The organism is Psychromonas aquatilis, assembly GCF_038155185.1.
Classification (GTDB): domain Bacteria; phylum Pseudomonadota; class Gammaproteobacteria; order Enterobacterales; family Psychromonadaceae; genus Psychromonas; species Psychromonas aquatilis.
Window position 1 is genome coordinate 31,945 of record NZ_JBAKAZ010000008.1, and the last position, 23,122, is coordinate 55,066.

Here is a 23,122-nt window from a genome sequence, read left to right on the forward strand (position 1 = left end):
AAGGCTTTAAAGTAATGCATCACAAAAAACGACATACTTTCGAAGCACCAACCCTTCTAAAATAAAAAAATCCGCACTTCATAAGAAGAGCGGATTTTGCGGTTATTAATAATAAGTTGATTTAAACTATTGAAGCTATTTTAATAACTTAAACAATATCAAGGCGTCGCTTTATTTTTTAGTCCAAGCTTCAACATCAATATTTAAGTCTGAGAATTTAGCTGGATCAAATACCGGCTCATCAGCTCCATCTTTTAACTGCTGTTTATAATCTTTCAATAAACGTGTAATGGTTGGGAAAAGCATCATCAATGCTAATAAGTTGACGATTGCCAACACACCCATCAATGGATCAGAGAAGAAGAACACTGACGTTGCAGCAGGAGCAACAGCGCCTAGGAATACCATACCAATAACAAATAAACGTAAAATGTGCACAGACACCTTGTTTTTAGACATAAACGTTAATGCATTTTCACCAAGGTAATAGTTATACATAATAGAGCTAATTGAAAATAACAAAATAGCACCTGTTAAGAAGTATTGTGCCCAATTACCAACGTGTGAAACAAGTGACTGTTGAGTAAGAACAACACCATCAATACCTTCAGCACCTGGTACATAAACATCACCAAGAAGAATGATGAAAGCAGTACAACTACAAATAACAATAGTATCAATAAATACTGAAAGAGATTGTGTAATACCTTGGCTCACTGGATGAGGAACATCAGCCGTTGCAGCAACGTTAGGCGCAGAACCTAAACCCGCTTCATTAGAAAATAAGCCACGACGTAAGCCTTGCGCAAGCGCAGCCCCCATACCACCACCAACAACTTCTTCTAGACCAAATGCATTTGAAACAATCGACATAAGTACTGTTGGAATTTCAGTAATGTTCATTAAAATAACTAATAATGCCATTCCTAAATATGCAAGTGCCATAATAGGTACAATAACATCAGCTACTTTGGCAATACGTTTGATTCCACCGTAAACAATTAAGCCTGTAATCACTGCTAAGCCAATTGCAGACCACATACGGTCGATACCTAAACTATCTTGCGCAGCACCGGCAACAGTATTACCTTGGAAAGCATTAAAACCGATTGCGAATGAAGCAATTAGACATACTGCGTAAACTGAGGCTAACCATTTATAGTCTTGTCCAAGTCCATAAATAATAGTACGAGCAGGACCACCACGCATTTGACCATTTTCTTTACGTTTATAAAGCTGAGCCAATGAACATTCAACTAAACTTGTTGCCATACCAACTAGTGCAACAGCCCACATCCAAAATACAGCACCAGGGCCACCAAGTGTGATTGCAACTGCAACGCCGGCGATATTACCACCACCAACACGACCACCTACAGATAATAGCAGTGCTTCACGACCAGAAATGCCACCTTTCCCTGAACTATCATTTTTGCCTTTAAGTACCCGAAACATTCGACCAAAAAACGTGAATTGTACAAACCCAGTAACAATCGTAAAAAACAGACCGAAGATAATAAGGAATGGTACTAGTGCCCACCCCCAGGTTAGGTCATTAATGACCCCAAAAAATGATTCGATTAAATCCATAATGCTTCCTTTTATTATTGGTGATATATATAGCCATGGAGTGACTTAAAATATATTGATACACATAATGTAAAGTGATAATGCTTACTTTTTGAACGAGAAACATCATCATTCGCTACTTTGATAGTAGCATTGCGCACAATTATGAATAGATTGTAATAATAGGCAAGTTTTTATATAACAAAAAAGAATAGCTTATAGTGCAAATAATAACCAATACAAGCATAACTCTGTGATAAATCGAAGTTAAGGTATAAAAGTATTGATTCACTTTTAAGGGAAAAGTCTCTCACTGACGAGATTAAACCGAACAACCCCACACCTATCAAAAATAGGTTTTTCATTTTAGAAAATATAATCAAACCTTGTTTATTGATGTTCAATAAACTGATCAATGACTTGGCGATCATATCCTTTTGACGCTAAATTTAACTGTTGTGTATATGGATGTTGTGCGTTTGTATTACCATTTTTATCTACTTGTAACAGTTCAACTACTTTTCCATGCTGCATTACAGCAACTTGCTCACACATATAAGAAACAACCGCTAAGTCATGGCTAACCAGTAAATAAGTAAGTGATAATTCTTCACGTAATTGATTTAATAAGTTCAAAATCTCTGCTTGAATCGATACATCAAGGGCTGATGTTGGTTCGTCTAGTAATAAAATTTTAGGTTCTAAAATTAAAGCTCGTGCAATCGCCACACGTTGACGTTGCCCACCCGATAATTGATGGGAGTAACGAAAGCGAAATTTAGTTGGTAAAGCAACTTGCTCCATCACTTCTGCAATACGTTTTTCTGGATGTTTAAGCCCATGGATAGCCAGTGGCTCTGTAAGTATTTTATCAATCGTATGCCTTGGGTGAAGTGAAGCATAAGGGTCTTGAAATACCATTTGTACTTTTTTATAGAAAGCTTTACTACGTTTATTGGATAACGCCTCTCCTTCAAGGCGTATTTCGCCACCACAATGATGATTAAGGCCGGCTAATGAACGTAAAATAGTAGACTTTCCAGATCCCGATTCGCCTACTAAGCCAAAAGATTGCTGCGAAGGCACGCTCAACGAGACATGATCTACCGCTTTAACAAGTTGATCTCCTTCTCCAAAGTGAATAGACAGACCTTCTATTTCAATGACAGGATCCGTTTTATCTTGTTGTTTTAGTGTCATACTAGGTTACCTTGTGCATCCAATGAATCATTTAACCAATTATCTTGACGTTGCATTATAGAAAGCGCTTCACCTTTAACCGCATTGCTTGGTAAGCAAGAAAGTAAGCCCCGAGTATAAGGGTGTTTTGCATCCTGCAATTTATCCGCTTCTAATTCTTCTACAATTCGACCGGCATACATCACCAAAATACGATCACAAAAACTCGCCACCAAAGGTAAGTCATGAGAAATAAGTATTAACCCCATTCCCCGCTCTTTTACTAAGTCATCCATAATAGCTAGCACTTGTAACTGCACTGTTACATCTAATGCTGATGTTGGTTCATCCGCAATTAACAGGTCTGGGCTCGAAAGTAGCATCATCGCAATCATAATACGCTGCCCCATCCCACCTGATATCTCATGAGGATAAGTATTAAAAACACGCTGAGGATTTCTGATACGAACGGCTTCAAGCATTTCCATACAACGGCTTAGCGCTTGTTTTTTAGAAACTTTCATTTGGATTTGGCAAGCTTCGATCATCTGTTTACCCACCGTCATAACCGGATTTAAAGAATACTTAGGATCCTGCATAACCATAGAAATCCGTTTGCCGCGTATTTCCCGATAGTCTCGAGGTGATAAAGCCTGTAAATCTGTGCCGTCAAAAATCAGTTGTTGTGCATTTACATTACCAGGACTCAACCCTAAAATCGCTCGTCCAGTTTGTGATTTTCCTGATCCCGATTCACCTACAATAGCGATTTTCTCACGTCCCATTTTAAAGGAAATGTCTCTAACTGCATGTATTTCACCATGCACTGAAGGAAAGGTCACATTTAAGTTTTTTACTTCGAGTAATTGATTTTGCTGTTCGCTCATTAGTGCTGTCCTCCTGATTTAGGATCTAATACATCTCTTAAACCATCACCTAATAAATTAAAACCTAATGCAACAACAAAAATAGCTAGCCCAGGAAAAGTAGCTAACCACCAGTAACTAAGAATATAATCACGGCCTTCGGCAATCATTGCCCCCCACTCTGGCATTGGAGGTTGCGCACCCAGCCCTAAGAACCCTAATCCAGCGGCAGTTAAAATGATGCCGGCCATATCTAATGTCACTCTTACAATTAATGAAGAAAGACAAAGCGGCATAATATGCACGGAAATAAGACGCCAATGCCCTGCTCCCTGTAATTTTGCTGCCGCCAAATAATCACTATTACGAATCGTTAATGTTTCAGCTCGAGCAAGGCGCGCGTAAGCAGGCCACGAGGTAATGGCAATCGCAAAAATAGCAGACTCTAAACCACGCCCTAATGCTGCCGCTAATGCCAAAGCAAACACTAACTTAGGAAATGCTAAGAAAACATCTGTAATACGCATTAATAAAATATCAACCCAGCCACCAAAGTAACCAGAAACCGTACCAATAATAAAGCCCAACACAGGTGCTGTAAAAATCACAATACCAACAATCAATAACGTAAGTCGGCTACCCATGACGATACGACTAAATACATCATTCGCTTGCCCATCGGTTCCAAACCAATGCTCTGCAGATGGAGGCTGAAAACGCTGTGAAGCGAGTGCATCACCGGTCAAGCCACTAGTAATACCTTGTGGTGCAATATAAGGAGCAAAGATTGCCATTAATAGCAATGCCACGACAATAACAAACCCTATCATAGCCAAGGGATTATGATAAAAACGTAACCAACCTAAATAGCTACGCCCGATCACCGCTTGTTTTCGTGAATCAGGATTTTCGGCCAACAGCCAGCTTTTTAACTCTGTCATTTTAACGAACCTTTTGGGCTACTCTTTCAGAAAGCTAGCCCATCATATATGTGTATTATCTTGCTCTAGGGTCGAGCACTTTATAAAGTAAATCAGAGGTCAAATTTAAGAAGATGAAAACCATACCTACAACAATCGTGCCCCCTAAAACGGCATTCATATCAGCAGCTAACAAACCATCAGTAATATAGCGCCCTAGTCCCGGCCATGAAAAAACGATTTCAGTCAAAACAGAGCCCTCTAGTAATGTTGCATAAGTTAATGCAATAACAGTAATTAAAGGCACCCAAGCATTCATTAAGGCATGCTTCCATATAATGGCATTTTCAGAAACACCTTTAACACGAGCAGTTATGATGTATTCTTGTTTAAGCTGATCAAGCATGAATGAACGCGTCATTCGACTTAAATAAGCGACGCTGTAATAAGAAAGGAGTGATGCAGGTAATATGATGTGAGCAAAAGCATCTTTAAACGCCCCCCAATCTCTTGCCAACAATGTATCGATTAAGACCATATTGGTAACTTTAGTTAGGGTATATTCATACATAACACTTAATCGTCCTTCCGGTGCGGCAACCCAATCTAAATGCTGATAAAAAATCACAATACCTATCATGGCTAACCAAAAAATGGGCGCACTATGGCCAATTAATCCAAAAAGTCGAACCATATTATCTTGCCATTTATTTTGATGAACAGCTGCGAAGACGCCCATTGGTACACCAAATAAAATACCAAAGATAGTTGCGAGCGTTGCCAACTCCAGCGTAGCTGGGAAGTAATTGAGAATATCTTCAGTGACCAAATTAGCGGTACGTACTGAAGTCCCTAAATCCCCTTGAATAACACCACTAATATAATATAAGAACTGTGTAATGATGGATTTATCTAATCCCATTTCGATATAGGTTGCTTGATATAAAGCTTCTGGGGCTTTATCACCAATAACAGCAATAACAGGATCCGTTGGCATAAGACGGCCAATCACAAAAGTGAGGAGTAACAAACCCAAAAAGGTCATCGCCAACATACTAAAAAAATGAATAAATGGTTTCACTTTTTTAGTATATAAAGGAGAAGAAAAGACGGCTAGAAAGCCGCCTGATGAGGTTGATTTTTGAATCATTTTTTCACAACGTCTTTATAGGCATTTCCATCAAATGATGGCCCTAATACATAACCATCGACATTAGCACGTAACCCAGCCACTTCTTGCTCTTGCATGATAAATGCAAAAGGAGCTTGCTGTTGATGTGTTTTTTGAATGGCCAAATACATCTCTGCACGCTTTTCTGTATCTGTTTCTAATAACGCTGCCATTGTATCCTTACTCATTTGCTCTGGCGCATAAGCATTACGCCATGCAACCGTCTTAACGCTTGAATCATCGCTATTATCTAAATTACTAGCAAAGGTTTCAGCATTAGTATGCGGGTCTTGGTAATCAGGTCCCCATGTACCTAAAAATAATTGATGTTTGCGCGCACGATATACTGTTAATACTTGTTTACCATCCATTGGCACCAAGTTAACTTTAATACCCGCCTTAGCAAAAGTCGTTTGGATTGATTTTGCAGTATCAACACGAATTGGTGAGTTACGTACGATTAAATCCATTTCAAAGCCATCACCGTAGCCAGCTTCATCAAGTAACGCTTTAGCTTTCTCAACATCTAACGTAAAAGGTTGATCTTCTAAAGATCCTAAAAATCCTTTTGGTAAAAAGGCTTGTTGCATTTGACCACGACCTTCCCAAACAGTATTTGCTAGACCTTTATAATCAATTAAATATTTAAGTGCTAACTGTACTTTTGGATTAGCTAAAATAGGATCTTTAAGGTTCATAGAAAGATAATGAAGTGTCCCTTTTCCTTTCTTCAGTAATTTCACCTCTTTATTTTCAGCCACGACTTTTAATTGCTCGGTTTCTAAATTACGTGCAATATCAATGTCACCTTTTTCTAATAGTAATTGTTGTACAGATGATTCTCCGATATGACGAATAAAGACTTTCTTCATAGCAGGTACGCCATTCCAATAATTTTCATTTGCACTTAAGACTAATATTTCAGAAGGTTTCCACTGTTCAATTTTGAAAGGACCTGACCCTGCATAATTGGTTCGTAACCAAGCAAATCCCATGTCACCATCGACTTCATGTTTCATGACTTCTTGTTTATCAACAACCGAGGCAATAGTGGCTGTTAAGCAATATAATAAAAAGGTCGGTGCATAGGCTTTATCTGTTTCTATAATTAAAGTATCTGCATCAACGGCTTTGATTTTGCTATTTACATTTTCTGCTGTAAAACCAAATTGCGTTAAAATAAATGCAGGTGATTTATTTAAAATAACAGCACGCTGTAAAGAAAAAGCAGCATCATCAGCGGTTAATTCATTGCCTGAAGCAAATTTAATTCCCTTACGCATTTTGAAAGTGAATGTTTTACCATCTTCACTAATCGTCCAGCTTTCTGCAGCAATACCGAATATGTTTGAAACATCATCAGGATCATAGCCAATTAAACGGTCGTAAGTGTTCCCTACGATTTCAGATCCTGAAAACTCAAATACTTCAGCACTATCTAAAGAGATAATGTCATCAAACTGCCAACCAACAACTAATGAATCTTTAGGCGTTGCAGCCGAAACAACACTGGTTGATAGTGCAAATGTTAAACCAGTGATGCTTATTAAGCGGCTCACTTTGTGAAAAAGTCCCTTCATGTAACCTCCAAAATTTTCTATCCATGTAATTTCTTGGTTAATATTTTACCAAGCATTCGATTTCCTAAATTGTTGTAAAATAAACTTTTACTCTTTTCTTAACCTACTCTTAAAATATTTTAACGCCATAGCTTCTGCGCTAAAGTGCGCATATTGCCTCCATAAATAGCGTCAATATCTGTTTTTTGATAACCCTTAGCAGCCAAGATCTTTGATATGGCTAGAAACCGCTCCGGTGGTGCATACAATTGATTTAAAAAGCCATCATCACGTTTTTGGTAGCCTTTCTCTGGTGGCCACCAAAATTCTGTATCTAGCCCTTTAGGTCCATTATCTAAGTGTGCGTCATAGACATAATCTAGCCCAAGACCAACATGTTGAGGGCCTAATAACTGCACTAAATAATCGATAGCTTCAGCCATGCTTTCAGCACTCGCCTCAGCTGAATTCAAAAATCGCGCAACACCATTAACACAAACCACGCCGCCTGTTGCAGCACAAGCAAGTAACTGATCATCTTGATAATTGCGTCCGTGATCTTTAAGTGCCCTAGGGTTACCATGGCTAATGATGACTGGCTTCTGCGAATACTCAAAAATATCCATACTTGTTCGGTAGCCCGTATGAGATACATCCATAAATAATTTATTTGCATTGATCGCATCAACAATTTGACGGCCTTTTGCCGTTAGTCCTGAATCATGGTCATGACAACCACCAGCGAGAGAGTTACTTCGGTTATAAGCAAGATGAATCTGTCGAACACCTAGTGTCGCTAAAAGATCAACCATTGCCGGACTTTCAGATAAAGGCACTCCCCCTTCTAAATCAAAAGAGATCGCTAATTTACCTTCTCGTTGAGCACGTTCAACGTCTGCAAAGCTCTTTACTTGGATTAAAAAATCAAGCTCACTAATACGTTTTCGAAATCCGGCAATAATTTTAATAATCTCTTCTAGCGGATTAAAGTCCATGCCAATATTGATTGAAATGTAATAAGCGCCGCAATCAATATGTCGCTGTAGAGAAGCTAAATCGTACTCAGGAAATAAAGGCACACAAGTATGCGCATCCCAAACAGGTGTTATTGACAAAGTCTTCTCCTCGATAACGAAATAACGGTAAAAATGATTTAAGAACAAACTGTTAAATGTGATATTGAACTTAATATGCTCGATACAAACAATTAAAATAGTGCATTACTGCTCCCTAAAGGTGCACCATGCTCTTAAAATATGATTAAAATCACGAAAATATTCATTTATCACTTAATGCTTAATACATAAGGAATAAATGTGCCAACTTGGCCACTTTGACTAAATAATATTTATTTTTAACTGAAAGTAAGTATTTAGCGCAGCAGCATCAAATGCTCTAAGTTATAAAGGGGTGAAGAAGTTTTGTCAGAGTTAATATTGAAAAGATAAATGCAGATTTAATGCTCAATAAAAAAGCTACTCAACCCATTACAGTAGGATTGAATAGCTCAAATAATAATTTAAATTTTTAGCAGAAGGATTAATCGTAGCTTTAAGTTCGCCAACTTAATAGCCTTCTTTCAACAATGCCCACCAGCCAATTGATAATGACGCCAAGCACAGACAAGATGAACACACCTGCAAAAAGACGCTCTAGATCATAAAGCGAACCTGCCTCAAGCACATACGCACCAATACCATAATTAGCCCCTAGCATTTCAGCGGCAACAAGTAAAATAATGGAAATAGCAAGGGAGATCCTTAAGCCTGATAAAATACCAGGTAATGCCCCAGGTAATACAATTTTGCGCACAATAGAAAGCCATGGCAATCCAAAGCTTTGTCCCATTCGGATATAACCCCGATCAACATTATCTATCGCAGCATAAGTTGCAACAACCGTTGGAGTAAAGGCACCCAATGCGATCAAAGCATATTTTGATCCTTCATCGATACCAAACCAAATAACAAACAAAGGTAATAATGCAATTTTAGGAACGGGAAAAAGCGCCGCCACGACGGGCAATAGTCCAGCACGAACCAAGCTAAATAAACCAATGAATACTCCCACAGCAATACCAATGATAATGCCCATAGTCGCGCCTACCAACAAACGAGTCAAAGACGGCAATAAATGCTGAAACAATAACCCTGAATGATAAAGATCCATTAATGTTTGTGCGACGCCTGAAGGACGAGGTAGAGTTAAATCAGAGATCCAACCGCTACTTGTCCCCCACTCTAATAGCGCAATGATACAAATAAATACCAAAGGCCCAATAAAAAAGATGGGCTTGTGAGTAAAGCCACCTCCCCTAAACGCGACTTCTTTAGAGACAACACTCTCTTTAGTCTGCATTGATCAACTCCTTATCTGCCAATAAAGCTTCTTCTCGCATTAAGTTCCATAAATATTGCTGCTTTTGATCCAATGCTTGTACATGATTCTTTCGCTCATTTAATGGAATATCAATGCTCACCACTTCTCTAATTGTTCCTGGACGACGACTTAAGACAACGATTTTATGACCAAGACGTACAGCTTCATTTAAATTGTGGGTGACATAACAAGCAGTAAATTTTTCGCGATCCCAAAGCGACACCAAATCATCCATCAATAACTCACTGGTTTGACTATCCAAAGCAGAAAGTGGTTCATCCATCAATAAAACCGCTGGACGCACACTCAATGCTCTTGCAATCGCCACTCTTTGTTTCATGCCACCACTAAGCTGTTTAGGCATTGCATTAGCAAACTCAGTTAGTTTTGTTCTCGCTAGGACGTCATTAATAATGTGCTTGAGCTCATTTTTTGCGATACCGTGATCTTCCAATACTAATGAAATATTGTCGTATACACTGCGCCAAGGCAATAAAGCAAAATCTTGAAAAATATAAGTAAGTGGGTTAATTGAATGTTGAGGAGGCTCCCCTAGTTGCATTACTTTGCCACTAGAAGGTTTTTCTAAACCACCTATCAGCTTAAGTAATGTCGACTTTCCACAACCAGAAGGACCCACTAAACAAACAATTTGATGCTCCTCTATATTCAGATTAATGTCTTTTAATACATCAACTTTTCCATAACTATGTGAAATATTATTTACATGTAAATTCATAAGTTACTCTAGTAAGTTTCGACATAACGCGGATCAACTAACATATCTAGTGTGATATTACTTTTCACTAACCCTTCTGCTTTAAACCAATTTAATTGATCTTCCACGCTCGATATATTTAATTTAGCCCCTTGATTTAGTCGCATTGCACCATTGATGATAGAAGGCGCTGCTTTTTCATAAGGTTTATCACTATAAACATATTTATGAACGAGTTTAACCATCTCTTCAGTGGCTTTTTCATCCACATTTTTATCAACTAATGCGGCATTGAAATCTGCGCCACCTTTAGCGAATGCAGTAAGGAATGACTTTACAAGCTCAGGTTTATTTTCAGCAATGTTAGAAGATGTAAACACAGTGGTTACTTGGTAATTAGGAATGTAATCAGATACCTTGCCAATTAAAACAATATTGGTATTTTTAATTAACTCTTTAGCAATGTGTGGTACTACAGCCCAAGCATCGATTTGCTGAGTTTTTAGCGCACCAATAATTGAACCAATTTTTTGAAGCGGTTTAAGGCTAATATCGGCCTCAGAAAAGCCTTCTTTTTGTGCAATTTTATGCGCCATATAGTGAAAAGAAGATCCAGTTTGTGTGATACCAAAAGAATGTCCTTTTAGATCCCCTGGGGTCTTAAGGCCAGCATCATAAGCTTTTTTAGAAGCGAGGATCATTTGTCCGTCAACACCATCTTCTTCATTCAATACACCACCAATCACTTTGATTGCACCTTTTCCAGCAAGGTTAATTAACCCACCAGAAATAGCGGTAATACCAAAGTCTACATCGCCAGAAGCAATCGCTACGGCCATCGGTTGTGCCGCTTTGAAGAAGCGAAATTCCACTTCTAAACCCTGCTCTTTAAAATACCCTCGTTCAAAGGCAACAAAACTTGCAGAATGTGAGGTCCAATGTAATGCGCCAACACGAATTTTTTCAGCTGCATTAACTGTGTTTAGATTTAAAGTAAGTGGTAAGACGAACAGTAAGAGAAAACCCTTTATTATTTTTTTTATCATAGTAACCCTCTATAATTTAAATGATTTCTTAGAAATAACTGAATATAAATTATATAGGAGATTAATTGATTTATTGTTAATTTAAACAATTAAATACTATTACTTAGGTAGTGATCGCTTGATTCTACAAAATAGCGTTAACAGATCTTGATCGTTAGCTTTCTCATTTCCACTAAACTCCTCATCCGCGCCCTTCATTTATCGTAAGAAAAAGCATTAACTTAGTGATCTCAATAATAAATTCAAAGACCTGTATTGGAGAGAGAGCTATTAATTAAAACAATTAATGCTCACTATTCAACATTAACTATTTAATGATTCAGATAGAGAATAAAAAATAACCTACTTTTTATCACATAATTCGATATTTTCGCTGCTTAATCTGTATACTGCCCGACCTAAATATTTCTGTGGCTTGGTAAGACTATTTTATTTGCCTCGCTGCTCTTAACTGATGGAATCTTGATTTTGATATCTACCGCAAACATTACAATGCAATTTGGCGCAGAGCCTTTATTTGAAAACATTTCAGCCAAATTTGGTAACTACAACCGTTACGGCCTAATTGGTGCAAATGGTTGCGGAAAATCAACCTTCATGAAAATTCTAACCGGAGCACAAGAGCCAAGTGCTGGTAATGTATCTCTAGATCCAGGCATAAAAATGGGTACTCTAAGTCAAGACCAATTTGCCTTTGAAGAATATACGGTTATTGACGCCGTGATCATGGGCGATAAAGCGTTATGGGAAGTAAAGCAAGAACGTGACCGTATTTATAGTTTGCCAGAAATGTCAGAAGAAGATGGCATGAAAGTAGGTGAATTAGAAAGTGAATTTGCTGAAATGGACGGTTATACCGCTGAAAGTCGTGCAGGTGATATTCTGTTAGCCGCTGGTATCGAAGAAGAGTTTCACTTTGGCTTAATGAAGCAAGTGGCGCCAGGTTGGAAGCTACGTGTTTTATTAGCACAAGCCTTATTCGCAAACCCAGATTTATTATTACTCGATGAGCCAACCAATAACTTGGACATTAATACCATTAACTGGTTGTCTGACGAGCTAAACAAACGTCGTTGCACCATGATCATCATTTCCCATGACCGTCACTTCTTAAACTCTGTCTGTACACACATGGCAGATATCGATTACGGTGAGCTACGTATTTACCCAGGTAACTACGAGTACTTCTTAGAAGCATCAGCATTGATCCGTGAGCAATTATTATCAGAAAATGCGAAGAAGAGTGCCGAGATAGATGAACTACAAGACTTTGTAAACCGTTTTGGTGCGAATGCATCTAAAGCGAAGCAAGCGAGTTCACGTGCTAAGAAAATGGATAAGATCAAGCTTGATGAAGTCAAAGCGACAAGCCGTCTACATCCTTCTTTATCTTTTGATGAAGGTAAAAAAATGCACCGCCAAGCGTTAATATTAGAAGACCTAGGGCACGGCTTTGATGAAGGTCCATTATTTAGCGGTGGCGATATCATCTTAGAAGCTGGTGCTAAACTGGCTATTATTGGTGAAAATGGTGTCGGTAAAACGACCTTTATGCGTTGTTTAGTGAATGACTTACAACATAATGAAGGCGTAGTTAAGTGGTCTGAAAATGCATCTATCGGTTACTGTCCGCAAGATAGCTCTAAAGACTTCGACAACGACCTCACTTTAATGGACTGGATGGGCCAATGGCGTACCAGTAAACATAACGATTTAATGGTACGTGGTATTTTAGGACGTCTACTATTTACTGACGATGACGCTAACAAAAAAGCGCGTAACTGTTCAGGTGGGGAGAAAAACCGCCTGTTATTTGGTAAATTAATGATGCAAGACGTTAATGTGTTAGTAATGGATGAGCCAACTAACCACATGGACTTAGAAGCTATTGATGCCTTAAACAATGCCTTAAAAGAATTTAAAGGCACCTTGATTTTTGTTAGTCATGACCGTGAATTTGTCTCTTCATTGGCAACACGTATTATCGACATTAAAGATAAACAAGTTGTTGATTTTCAAGGTACATATAACGAATACCTAGCAAGTCAGGAAGAAGCAAAAAAATTAGCGTAATAGCTTATTAGTGAAAACGGGACGATTGAGCAATCAACGACCGTTATTCAATAGAATATAACCCAATAATGGTCAGTTTAACTGGCCATTATCGTTTTGATTAGAGAAAACTATGTCATTTTCATCCCTTGGATTAAGCGATCCAATTGTACAAGCAGTAACTGAACAAGGTTACCAAGCCCCTACTCCTATCCAAGAGAAGGCCATTCCTAAAGTATTAGCTGGTAAAAATGTCATTGCAGCAGCGCAAACGGGCACCGGTAAAACAGCCAGTTTTGTATTACCTATTTTACAAAAGCTAATTGATGCGCCAATGGTTCGCCCTAAACGTGTTCATGCAATTATTTTGACGCCGACACGAGAGCTTGCCATTCAAGTTGAAGAGAATATTCAACATTACGCTAAACATATTAATATCAGCTCAATGGCGATGTATGGTGGTGTCGATATCGACCCTCAAAAACAACGTCTGATCGATGGCGTTGATATTTTAGTGGCTACGCCTGGGCGTTTATTGGATATGTATACACGTCGTGCCATTCACTTTGATGAAACATCAATTCTGGTTATCGATGAAGCTGACCGTATGTTAGACATGGGCTTTATTAGCGACATTAATAAAGTCGTTGAAAAGTTACCTGAACAACGTCAGAACTTATTATTCTCAGCCACTTTGTCGAAACAAGTGCGTTTTCTTGCAAGAACGGCAGTCACCGATGCAGTTGAAATTTCGATTACGCCTGAGAATGTGACAGTACCTAAAATTGAACAACATTTAATTACTGTTGATAAAGAATTTAAATCGGCGCTTTTAAGCCACTTAATTCATGATAATAAATGGCAACAAGCATTGATTTTCATTGAAACAAAACGTGGTGCAGCAAAATTAGTCAGCCAGTTAGAAAAGCGTGAAATTACAGCAGAATCTTTCCATAGTGGTCGTAGCCAAGCGATGCGTGAACAGTTAATGGAAGACTTTAAAGCAGGTAAAATACAGTTTTTAGTGGCGACAGGTATTGCCGCACGTGGTATTGATATTGATGATTTAGAACGCGTCATCAACTACGACTTACCAGATGAAGCTGAAGACTATGTGCATCGTATTGGTCGTACAGGGCGAGCAGGCGCAGATGGTGAAGCAATCTCATTAGTCTCACGTGATGACTTCCGTAATTTATGTGCTATTGAGCAACACTTAGGTTACTTTATTAAACGTGAGGTAATTGAGGGATTTGAGCCTAAATTAGTGGTACCTAACTCTGACGCTGCTTATGCCCCTAAAAAAGCGCAAAAAGGTCGCCGCCGTCAATCATCAAGACGCAGTTCAAAATAGCCCCCTTAAAATGTAACGATAGAGGGAATATTAATGCTTCCTCTATCTCATTTTTATCTCACCTTAATATTTAATTCCGTATTGACTTAAAAGTTTTGAAATAAAAATAAATAAAGTTCGGTCTTAATAGAAGCTAGACCTCACTTTTATTATTTTTAAGGAATTTTTAAATGTCAAATCCAGTTTCAGCTAACTTACAAAACCGACTGCAATGGTCTCTTTTAACTTTGCGTTTGGGGATATTTATTGTCTTTGCTATGTGGGCGCTCGATAAGTTTATTGACCCAGCCCATGGCGCAGCAGTATTAAGTTCATTTTATGGGTTAAATGCACCACACTCTATATTTTATATTATTGGCATATTACAGGTACTATTAGTGTTAGCCTTTGTATTAGGCATTAAAAAACGCTTTAGCTATGGCATGATACTGTTGATGCATGCATTATCAACATTCTCATCATTCCCTCGTTACCTAGATGGCTTCAATAACTTATTATTTTTTGCGGCTTGGCCAATGTTAGCTGCTTGTATAGCGCTTTATCTATTACGTGATGAAGACGTAAAACTAACTATTAAATAAATTCCACAGGATAATTTACTAGATAGAAATGATTAATATCTTGTCTCTTCTTATTAGCAGTTTGTTATTTTATCAACACTGTAAAATAAACGAGGCAAGATATGAAATAAAAATCAACAAGTCGCCCTTTATTGATTATTTTAAAAAACACGATTAGTTATATTTTTATAAACTTTTCTTTTTTCTTATCAACCCTCTATTTAACTTTGCTCACTCCTTACAAAGAGCATGATATTTTCAATTTAGCAAAGTATAATTCCCCTGTCTGATTAATAAAGTAGAACGGAATCTCACATTAAAGACACCCCCCTTACACTTTATTTAACCGGAGAAATAATGTCTTCTGATATTCGTATCATTCTAAAAGGGTTTCAGCAGTTTTTGTTGTTATCAGTTTTAGCCATATTACCTATTTTAACACTTGCTTATGATCTAATTTATACCCAACATCAAGGTATATCTGAGTATTCGATGACAGAATACTTACAAGAATTATTACTACTTAGCACTGTTTTAGTTTATTCATATATCGCTTATAAAAAAACATCTCATAGGCACTTTGCAGTCTTACTTGCAGGCTTCTTTTGCTGTTTATTGATTCGTGAGTTTGATGCGTTACTAGACAAAATACAACATGGCTTTTGGGTTTATCCTGCGTTATTAGTTGCTTTATCATCAATAATCTACGCATTGAAAGATCTAAGTCAAACGTTGCGGACTTTCAGTCAATTCGTACAACATAAGCACTTTATTACATTAAACCTAGGTATGGTAATGCTACTGGTCTTTTCTAGAATATTTGGAATGGGCGATTTATGGGAAGGTATTTTAGGCGAAGATTACGATCGTCTAGTAAAACGCGTGGTAGAAGAAGGCTTGGAAGTGTTAGGTTATACCATCATATTCTATGCCGCAATCGGGTACTTAGGGGCATTCTTAAGTAAGAATGAACTGACAACTGATTAGGTGAAACGATTACCTTTACCAGATTACGTTTTGCCAATGGGACAAGGTTCAGGATTACCACAATATCATCAAAGCAATAACAAGCCATCAGTTTTGATGGCTTGTTATTGAGTATATAAATAACTTATTTAGTCGATACCCATAACGCATGAATAATACCAGGCACCCAGAAAAAACAACTTAGTACTAAGTTAATAATAAAATCTTTTCCTAATCCAAATTTCAAAAAAACTGCCAAAGGCGGTAATAAAATACAAATAATAATATTGATTAATTGACTCAAAATACTCTCCAAATTCCATTTAAATATAAGGATTACAGTTGTTTTTGTATCCACATTTTATCATACCCAGTATCATCAATTGTTAAACTCATCTCTGATAATAAAGTAGATACTAACATCTTATCTTAAATTAAGAAGAAGAGACAAATAAAGTAACTGAATCATCATCAACTTATCAATGTGCTCTTAGATATTAGGTTTTTTTAAATACTCTCCGATATAGTAACGAATTATGTTAATCAAACATGCCATACACAAGTTAAAGCATCACTAATGGTATCGGCGCTTCCCCCACCCGGTATCAATATAAATTTTATCAGCTTCGTATATTCTTTGATTTGTATCGGAGTAATTAACTCGACTTTCTATATTTGTATTTAAAAGTAGGTAGGTAATTACTATAAAGTGAGCATTAATAGATCGGGAATGGATAACTAGCGGATATGTTTGAGCAATGGAGCGATGATGTGGGAAGTAGGGGAACAAAAACAAAAAAACCAGTGTATAAAACATATTATACACTGGTTTATAGTTATATTAGGTTAGCTAAATATAACTATATAACTTTATAACTATGCAATATCAGCTACTTTTGCTACTGGAGCTGGTGTTCTAATTAAGTGGTCAAATGCACTTAGACTTGCTTTAGAACCTTCACCCATTGCAATGATGATTTGCTTGTAAGGAACAGTTGTAACATCACCTGCAGCGAATACACCTGGTAGTGATGTTTCACCTTTTGCGTTGACTTCAATTTCACCACGAGGTGATAAAGCAACACCGCTATCTTTCAAGAAGTCACTATTTGGCACTAAACCAATTTGAACAAAAATACCTGAAAGCTCAACTTCATTTTCTTCATTACTTACGCGGTCAAGGTATTTAAGTGAAGTAACACGTGTACCATCACCTATCACTTCAGTTGTTTGTGCACTTTTGATAATAGTTACGTTAGCTAGGCTGTTTGCTTTGTCTACTAAGACTTGGTCGGCACGTAATGTATCTGCAAACTCTAAAACAGTTACGTGCGCAACGATGCCAGCTAAGTCGATTGCAGCTTCGATACCTGAATTACCACCGCCAATAACTGCTACTTTTTTACCTTTAAATAACGGACCGTCACAGTGAGGACAGTAAGCAACACCTTTATTGCTGTACTCTTGCTCTCCAGGTACGTTCATTTTTCTCCAACGAGCACCTGTTGATAAGATAACACTGCGACTTTTTAACGTTGCACCACTTTCTAATGAAACGTGAATGTAACCGTCTTCTGTTTTTTCTGCAGCGACAACTGAATCAGCACGTTGCTCGTTCATAATATCAACGTCGTATTCTTTTACGTGCTCTTCAAGTGCAGCAGCTAGTTTAGGACCTTGAGTTTCTTTAACAGAGATAAAGTTTTCAATCGCCATTGTATCCATTACTTGTCCACCAAAACGCTCTGCAACTACACCAGTACGAATACCTTTACGTGCAGCATAGATTGCAGCAGATGCACCTGCAGGGCCACCACCAACAACTAATACTTCATATGGGTCTTTTTCATTTAATGCTGCAGCTTGTTTTTTCGCAGCACCTGTATCAACTTTACTTAAAATTTCAGTTAATGATATACGCCCTTGTGTGAACACTTCACCGTTTAAGTAAACGCTTGGCACAGCCATAATATTGCGTTCTGCTACTTCGTCTTGGAATGCAGCACCGTCAATCATAGTTGTTTTTATTTGCGGATTAATTGCCGCCATCATATTTAGCGCTTGTACAACATCAGGACAGTTTTGACAGCTTAGCGAGATAAATACTTCAAAGTTGAATTCACCTTCCAAATTACGTACTTGCTCAATCACTTCCGCATCAATTTTCATTGGGTGACCACCAGTATGCAGTAGTGCTAATACTAATGATGTGAATTCGTGTCCCATTGGTAAACCCGCAAAGCCAATAGCAGTATTTTTAGTTGGGTTAACTACTTGCATGATTGGTTGACGTGCACTTGCAGATTGATCTTCTACTACAGATACTTTATCATGAAGTGATGCAATATCAGTTGCTAGTGTTTTGAGCTTTTTCGCTGTTTCACTATCATCAAGACTAAGAACAAGTTTTACTTCAGTTTTTAAGTTTTCTAAGTACGCTTTTAATTGCGTCTTCATATTTTGGTCTAACATAATCCCACCTTTATAATTTTTTATAGCTGTGTTTGTGCACGCTTAATAAAAAGCGTGAATAAGCAAATTGGTTAATTTAAAAATCGACTCTCTCGGTCAATAAGGCTTTCTAAAAATCTATTTTTAAATGACCTCAGTCAAAGTTGACCAAGGTCTATTTAGTATTAAGCAGTATCGATACTGCTTAATTTTTTTAGACTTAGATTTTACCTACTAGGTCTAAAGAAGGAGCTAGTGTTTCTTCACCTTCTTTCCATTTTGCTGGACATACTTCACCTGGGTGAGCAGCAACATATTGTGCAGCTTTAACTTTACGTAGTAAGTCTTCAGCGTCACGGCCAATACCTTCAGCAGTGATTTCCATTGCTTGGATTGTACCTTCTGGATCGATTAGGAATGTAGCACGGTCTGCAAGGCCTTGACCTTCACGCATAACATTGAAGTTATTTGTGATGTTACCTGATTGATCACCAACCATGTAGTAGTTGATTTTACCAATTGTGTCAGAGCTATCGTGCCATGCTTTGTGAGTGAAGTGAGTATCAGTTGATACAGAGAAAACTTCAACACCACGCTTTTGTAACTCTTCGTAGTGATCAGCAACGTCACCTAGTTCAGTAGGACATACAAAAGTAAAATCAGCAGGGTAAAAGAAGAAGATAGACCACTTACCTAGTACGTCTTGCTCTGAGATTTCTACGAATTCACCAGATTTAAAAGCACTTGCGTTGAATGGTTTCAATTTAGTATTGATCATTTGATATTCCTATTAAGTTTGGGTTATTAACATTATTTAGATTCGTTCTCCGAATCCATGAGTGAATTATGTAGTAAAAATTAGCATAGGTAAACATGCTAATTTCAATTAATCCGATAGAAAAAAGCTATCATAAAAATGGAACCAAATAGTGATCCATTTGTACTAAAGCAACGTACATGATAACGACTGAGGTTTAATAAATACAGTCAATCTAATAGTCATGTTTAAATATTAATCAAAATGTAACAAATTTTGTGTTACACTACACTTATTACATAGGAGTTATGCTGTGTAATATTCTTTAAATCAACTTAGTAAGGCAGGACATAGTATAATGACTCTGATGAGAAATTATCATATATCAGCAAACCTTCCCCCTCCTAGTTCCACCAGATACAACCTTAATAACAACATATAAAAGTAATTTATTTAGACTCGATCGTTTCTTACTCTTGCGGTTGGTTTAGTACGCTTAAAAAAAGAGTAAAGTAGTAAAAATAAGAGAAATTATGAAAAATAATAAATGGAATCGTATTGTATTAAAAGTAGGTAGTGCACTAATCGCCCCAGAGCGAAAAGGGTGTAGCTCACGCTACCTATTACATATCGCCAAATTTATATTACAGTGTAGAGATATGGGAACTGAAGTTATTCTTGTATCGTCTGGTTCAGTTGCAGCTGGTGCCCATCTATTTAAAAATATAGACAAACCATCACTCCCTATCAAAAAAGCGATGGCTGCAGCAGGACAAAATGAAATGATGTCTGCATGGGATAGATTCTTCGACTTCCCTTCTGCACAAATACTATTAACTCATGGTGATTTCCAAGATAGAGAGCGTTATGACAGTGTGCGTGAAACAATATTCGCATTACTTGAGAACGGCATCTTACCAGTAGTTAATGAAAATGATGTAGTAACAACCGATGCTTTAAAAGTGGGTGATAACGATAACTTATCAGCAATGGTTGCCGCAGCAGCAGATGCTGATGCCTTAATTATTTGTTCAGATATTGATGGGTTATATAATAAAAACCCTCATACTAATGATGATGCAGTTATGATCAAACAAGTGAGCGTTATTGATCAAAGCATTTATGATATGGCTGGCGGCGCACATAGTAGCGTAGGTACTGGTGGTATGCAGACTAAAATTGAAGCCGCTGAAAAAGCAACTTCTCATGGTTTAACCACTTATATTATTAATGGTTTTAAAGAAAATTCATTTGAGCAGCTTATTTTAGGTAACAACCCAGGTACTATTTTTGCCCCATATGCAAAACCAATGGAAGAAGATTTACACTGGTTAACTCACACTGCCAAAGCACAGGGCGAACTGGTTGTTGAAGATGGTTTTGAGTACCCTCTTGAGCAACATAGTGAGCAGTTAACGAGTAGTGAACTATTAGAAGTACATGGCGAATTCTCCGCTGGTGATACTATTTTAGTACGTAGTGATGACGGAAAACATAAAGTAAAAGCAGAAGCAAACTACAGTAGCTGTTTACTTAACTTTATTACAAAACACGATAATGCTGAAGACGAACCTGATTTCCAACACCATACAGGTCCGCTTGTTTCAGATAAAAATATCGCTGTAATCGATCATTAATAATAATCCATTTATTATTTTTAGATAAAAAAAGGGGTTACGATATCAATCGTAACCCCTTTTTGTTTTAGGCTAATTATATTAATAGCCATTCTCTTTGTATCACTAATCAAAAAGGCATTATCTTAATTAAAGGGAAATGCCTTTCTAACAAGGTAATAATTACCTTATAAAGCTAGTTCTTGTTTCGCTAGCGCTTTCTTTTTTAAAAATGCATAGCTAAAGCCCGTCACTAATGTACCTGCTGCAATAGCAACTAGGTATAATAACACTGGCGTTATCGCATTCGGAATTAACAGAACAAATAACCCACCGTGTGGTGCAAGTAGTTGCGCACCAAATAACATAGATAAACCACCGGTTAATGCACCACCAACCATACAAGCAGGAATCACACGCATTGGATCTTTTGCAGCAAATGGAATCGCACCTTCAGAAATAAAACATAAACCTAGTACAAAAGATGCCTTACCTGCTTCACGCTCAGTCGCTTCAAATTTATTTTTAACTAAAAATGTCGCTAAGCCCATCCCTAGCGCTGGTACCATACCCGCAGCCATAATCGCAGCCATTGGACCATATGATTGAGAGGCTAATAAACCAACACCAAATGTATAAGCGGCTTTGTTAACTGGACCACCTAAGTCAAAACACATCATACAACCTAACACCACACCTAGTAATATCGCATTAGTTGAGCCCATAGTCGTTAAAAACTCAGTAAGCGCAGACATAATGCCAGCAACAGGGCCACCAACAATATAAATCATCACTAAGCCAGTAAATAAACTTGCTACAAACGGAATGATTAATATCGGTTTAAGTGCTTCCATTGATTGTGGTAAAGAGACTTTATCGGCAATGAATTTTGCTGAGTAACCAGCGATAAAGCCAGCTGCAATACCGCCTAAGAAACCAGCGCCTAATTGACTCGCTAACATACCGCCTATTAACCCAGGCGCTAAACCAGGTCGGTCAGCAATTGAGAAAGCAATAAACCCAGCTAATACAGGAATCATTAACGCAAAGGCAGCTCCACCACCTATATCCATCAATGTTGCAGCTAAAGTGCCTTCTTCTTTAAAGGCTTCAATACCAAAAATAAAAGATAGTGCAATTAATAAACCACCAGCAATAACCACAGGCAGCATATGAGATACACCTGTCATTAAGTGTTTATAAACCCCTTTCTTCTCTTCACTTGCATTGGAATTTGCATTCGAATTCATCGCTACTTGGAAAGTTGATGCTTCTTTAAATGCTTTCTCTATCTCTTGCTCAGTCTTTTTTAAAGCTAAACCTGTACTGGTTTTATATAGTCGCTTATTATTAAAGCGTTCTAATGGAACTTCGATATCGGCAGCAATAATAACTAAATCAGCCTCTGAAATATCTTGATCTGTTAATTGGTTTTTTGCGCCAACCGATCCTCTTGTTTCTACTTTAATAGTAATCCCTTGGCGTTGTGCTTCAGCTTCTAAGGCTTCAGCAGCCATAAAGGTATGGGCAACGCCAGTCGGACAAGCGGTAATTGCTACTATTTTTTTAGCGCCAGCACTTTCCATTGCTGAAGGCACCAATTCACCATCGCTTGCATTTTCAGGGGTTAATACTTGTGCCTTATCCAATGCGCTTTGTAACCATTGTTCAGACTCAGAAATACAGTTTGAAATATTTCCTTGATATACTTTTTTACCAATAAAACGCTTGGTCTCTATATCAACATTAGATGCAATAACAATCACATCTGCTTTTTCAATCGTTTGTTCAGATAATGCATCTACTGGCAACACTGTTGACTGACATTCAATTGATGCACTGATATTTAATTTAGCACAGGCTTTTTTTAATACACCCGCTGCAATAATACTGTTAGCAATACCGCTATGACAGGCTGTTACAATCGCTATATTTTTCATAATTAATCCTTAATATACC

At 37.6% G+C, this 23,122-nt stretch carries 19 protein-coding genes; 5 read left to right on the forward strand and 14 right to left on the reverse strand.

All coding sequences use genetic code 11. The features are described from left to right. Positions 1–171: 171 nt before the first annotated feature. The 10 genes from V6256_RS03480 to V6256_RS03525 all read right to left on the reverse strand — a co-directional run bounded on the left by V6256_RS03480 (position 172) and on the right by V6256_RS03525 (position 11,407). Positions 172–1,590: an alanine/glycine:cation symporter family protein gene (locus tag V6256_RS03480; RefSeq protein ID WP_341596670.1), complete on the reverse strand. Its 1,419-nt coding sequence runs from the start codon at positions 1,588–1,590 to the stop codon at positions 172–174. A 369-nt stretch (positions 1,591–1,959) separates the two neighbouring features. Continuing rightward, positions 1,960–2,769, reverse strand: a complete 810-nt coding sequence (locus tag V6256_RS03485) for an ABC transporter ATP-binding protein (protein ID WP_341596671.1) — start codon at positions 2,767–2,769, stop codon at positions 1,960–1,962. After that, positions 2,766–3,635 carry an ABC transporter ATP-binding protein gene (locus V6256_RS03490; protein ID WP_341596672.1) on the reverse strand — a complete coding sequence of 290 codons (870 nt, stop codon included), beginning with the start codon at positions 3,633–3,635 and terminating at the stop codon, positions 2,766–2,768. Before V6256_RS03490 ends, V6256_RS03485 begins: the two co-directional genes overlap by 4 nt. After that, a complete protein-coding gene (locus V6256_RS03495; protein WP_341596673.1) occupies positions 3,635–4,555 on the reverse strand; it encodes an ABC transporter permease in 921 nt (306 codons plus the stop codon). Before V6256_RS03495 ends, V6256_RS03490 begins: the two co-directional genes overlap by 1 nt. A 55-nt stretch (positions 4,556–4,610) precedes the next feature. Then, positions 4,611–5,684 carry an ABC transporter permease gene (locus V6256_RS03500; RefSeq protein ID WP_341596674.1) on the reverse strand — a complete coding sequence of 358 codons (1,074 nt, stop codon included), beginning with the start codon at positions 5,682–5,684 and terminating at the stop codon, positions 4,611–4,613. Then, on the reverse strand, positions 5,681–7,285 hold the full coding sequence (locus V6256_RS03505) for an ABC transporter substrate-binding protein (protein ID WP_341596675.1): 1,605 nt from the start codon (positions 7,283–7,285) through the stop codon (positions 5,681–5,683). Before V6256_RS03505 ends, V6256_RS03500 begins: the two co-directional genes overlap by 4 nt. 119 nt (positions 7,286–7,404) lie before the next feature. After that, the gene (locus V6256_RS03510; RefSeq protein WP_341596676.1) at positions 7,405–8,379 is read right to left on the reverse strand and encodes a dipeptidase; all 975 of its coding nucleotides are present in this window, start codon (positions 8,377–8,379) and stop codon (positions 7,405–7,407) included. A 436-nt stretch (positions 8,380–8,815) separates the two neighbouring features. Further along, positions 8,816–9,622, reverse strand: a complete 807-nt coding sequence (locus tag V6256_RS03515) for an ABC transporter permease (RefSeq protein ID WP_341596677.1) — start codon at positions 9,620–9,622, stop codon at positions 8,816–8,818. Further along, a complete protein-coding gene (locus tag V6256_RS03520) occupies positions 9,612–10,382 on the reverse strand; it encodes an ABC transporter ATP-binding protein (protein ID WP_341596678.1) in 771 nt (256 codons plus the stop codon). Before V6256_RS03520 ends, V6256_RS03515 begins: the two co-directional genes overlap by 11 nt. A gap of 8 nt (positions 10,383–10,390) precedes the next feature. Then, positions 10,391–11,407: an ABC transporter substrate-binding protein gene (locus V6256_RS03525; protein ID WP_341596679.1), complete on the reverse strand. Its 1,017-nt coding sequence runs from the start codon at positions 11,405–11,407 to the stop codon at positions 10,391–10,393. A gap of 468 nt (positions 11,408–11,875) precedes the next feature. On the opposite strand from V6256_RS03525, the gene V6256_RS03530 reads away from it, so the two are divergent. The 4 genes from V6256_RS03530 (at position 11,876) to V6256_RS03545 (ending at position 16,360) form a co-directional block, all read left to right on the forward strand. After that, on the forward strand, positions 11,876–13,480 hold the full coding sequence (locus tag V6256_RS03530; RefSeq protein ID WP_341596680.1) for an ABC-F family ATPase: 1,605 nt from the start codon (positions 11,876–11,878) through the stop codon (positions 13,478–13,480). 112 nt (positions 13,481–13,592) lie between these two features. Further along, on the forward strand, positions 13,593–14,813 hold the full coding sequence (locus V6256_RS03535; RefSeq protein ID WP_341596681.1) for a DEAD/DEAH box helicase: 1,221 nt from the start codon (positions 13,593–13,595) through the stop codon (positions 14,811–14,813). Positions 14,814–14,983: 170 nt separating this feature from the next. After that, a complete protein-coding gene (locus V6256_RS03540; RefSeq protein ID WP_341596682.1) occupies positions 14,984–15,394 on the forward strand; it encodes a hypothetical protein in 411 nt (136 codons plus the stop codon). A gap of 336 nt (positions 15,395–15,730) precedes the next feature. Next, positions 15,731–16,360: a hypothetical protein gene (locus V6256_RS03545; protein WP_341596683.1), complete on the forward strand. Its 630-nt coding sequence runs from the start codon at positions 15,731–15,733 to the stop codon at positions 16,358–16,360. A gap of 124 nt (positions 16,361–16,484) precedes the next feature. Here V6256_RS03545 and V6256_RS03550 read toward each other — a convergent pair whose 3' ends face one another. The 3 genes from V6256_RS03550 to ahpC form a co-directional block, all read right to left on the reverse strand. Beyond that, on the reverse strand, positions 16,485–16,697 hold the full coding sequence (locus V6256_RS03550) for a YqaE/Pmp3 family membrane protein (RefSeq protein WP_481133288.1): 213 nt from the start codon (positions 16,695–16,697) through the stop codon (positions 16,485–16,487). Positions 16,698–17,215: 518 nt separating this feature from the next. Continuing rightward, complete coding sequence (gene ahpF, locus V6256_RS03555; RefSeq protein WP_341596685.1) at positions 17,216–18,811, reverse strand: alkyl hydroperoxide reductase subunit F; 1,596 nt, start codon at positions 18,809–18,811, stop codon at positions 17,216–17,218. 199 nt (positions 18,812–19,010) lie between these two features. Then, positions 19,011–19,568, reverse strand: a complete 558-nt coding sequence (ahpC, locus tag V6256_RS03560) for an alkyl hydroperoxide reductase subunit C (RefSeq protein ID WP_341596686.1) — start codon at positions 19,566–19,568, stop codon at positions 19,011–19,013. A 512-nt stretch (positions 19,569–20,080) separates the two neighbouring features. Between ahpC and proB the strand changes: the two genes are divergently transcribed. Next, the gene (gene proB, locus V6256_RS03565; RefSeq protein ID WP_341596687.1) at positions 20,081–21,184 is read left to right on the forward strand and encodes a glutamate 5-kinase; all 1,104 of its coding nucleotides are present in this window, start codon (positions 20,081–20,083) and stop codon (positions 21,182–21,184) included. 167 nt (positions 21,185–21,351) lie between these two features. Here proB and fruA read toward each other — a convergent pair whose 3' ends face one another. Continuing rightward, entirely contained in the window at positions 21,352–23,103 is a 1,752-nt protein-coding gene (fruA, locus tag V6256_RS03570) for a PTS fructose transporter subunit IIBC (RefSeq protein WP_341596688.1), read from the reverse strand. Positions 23,104–23,122 lie beyond the last annotated feature (19 nt).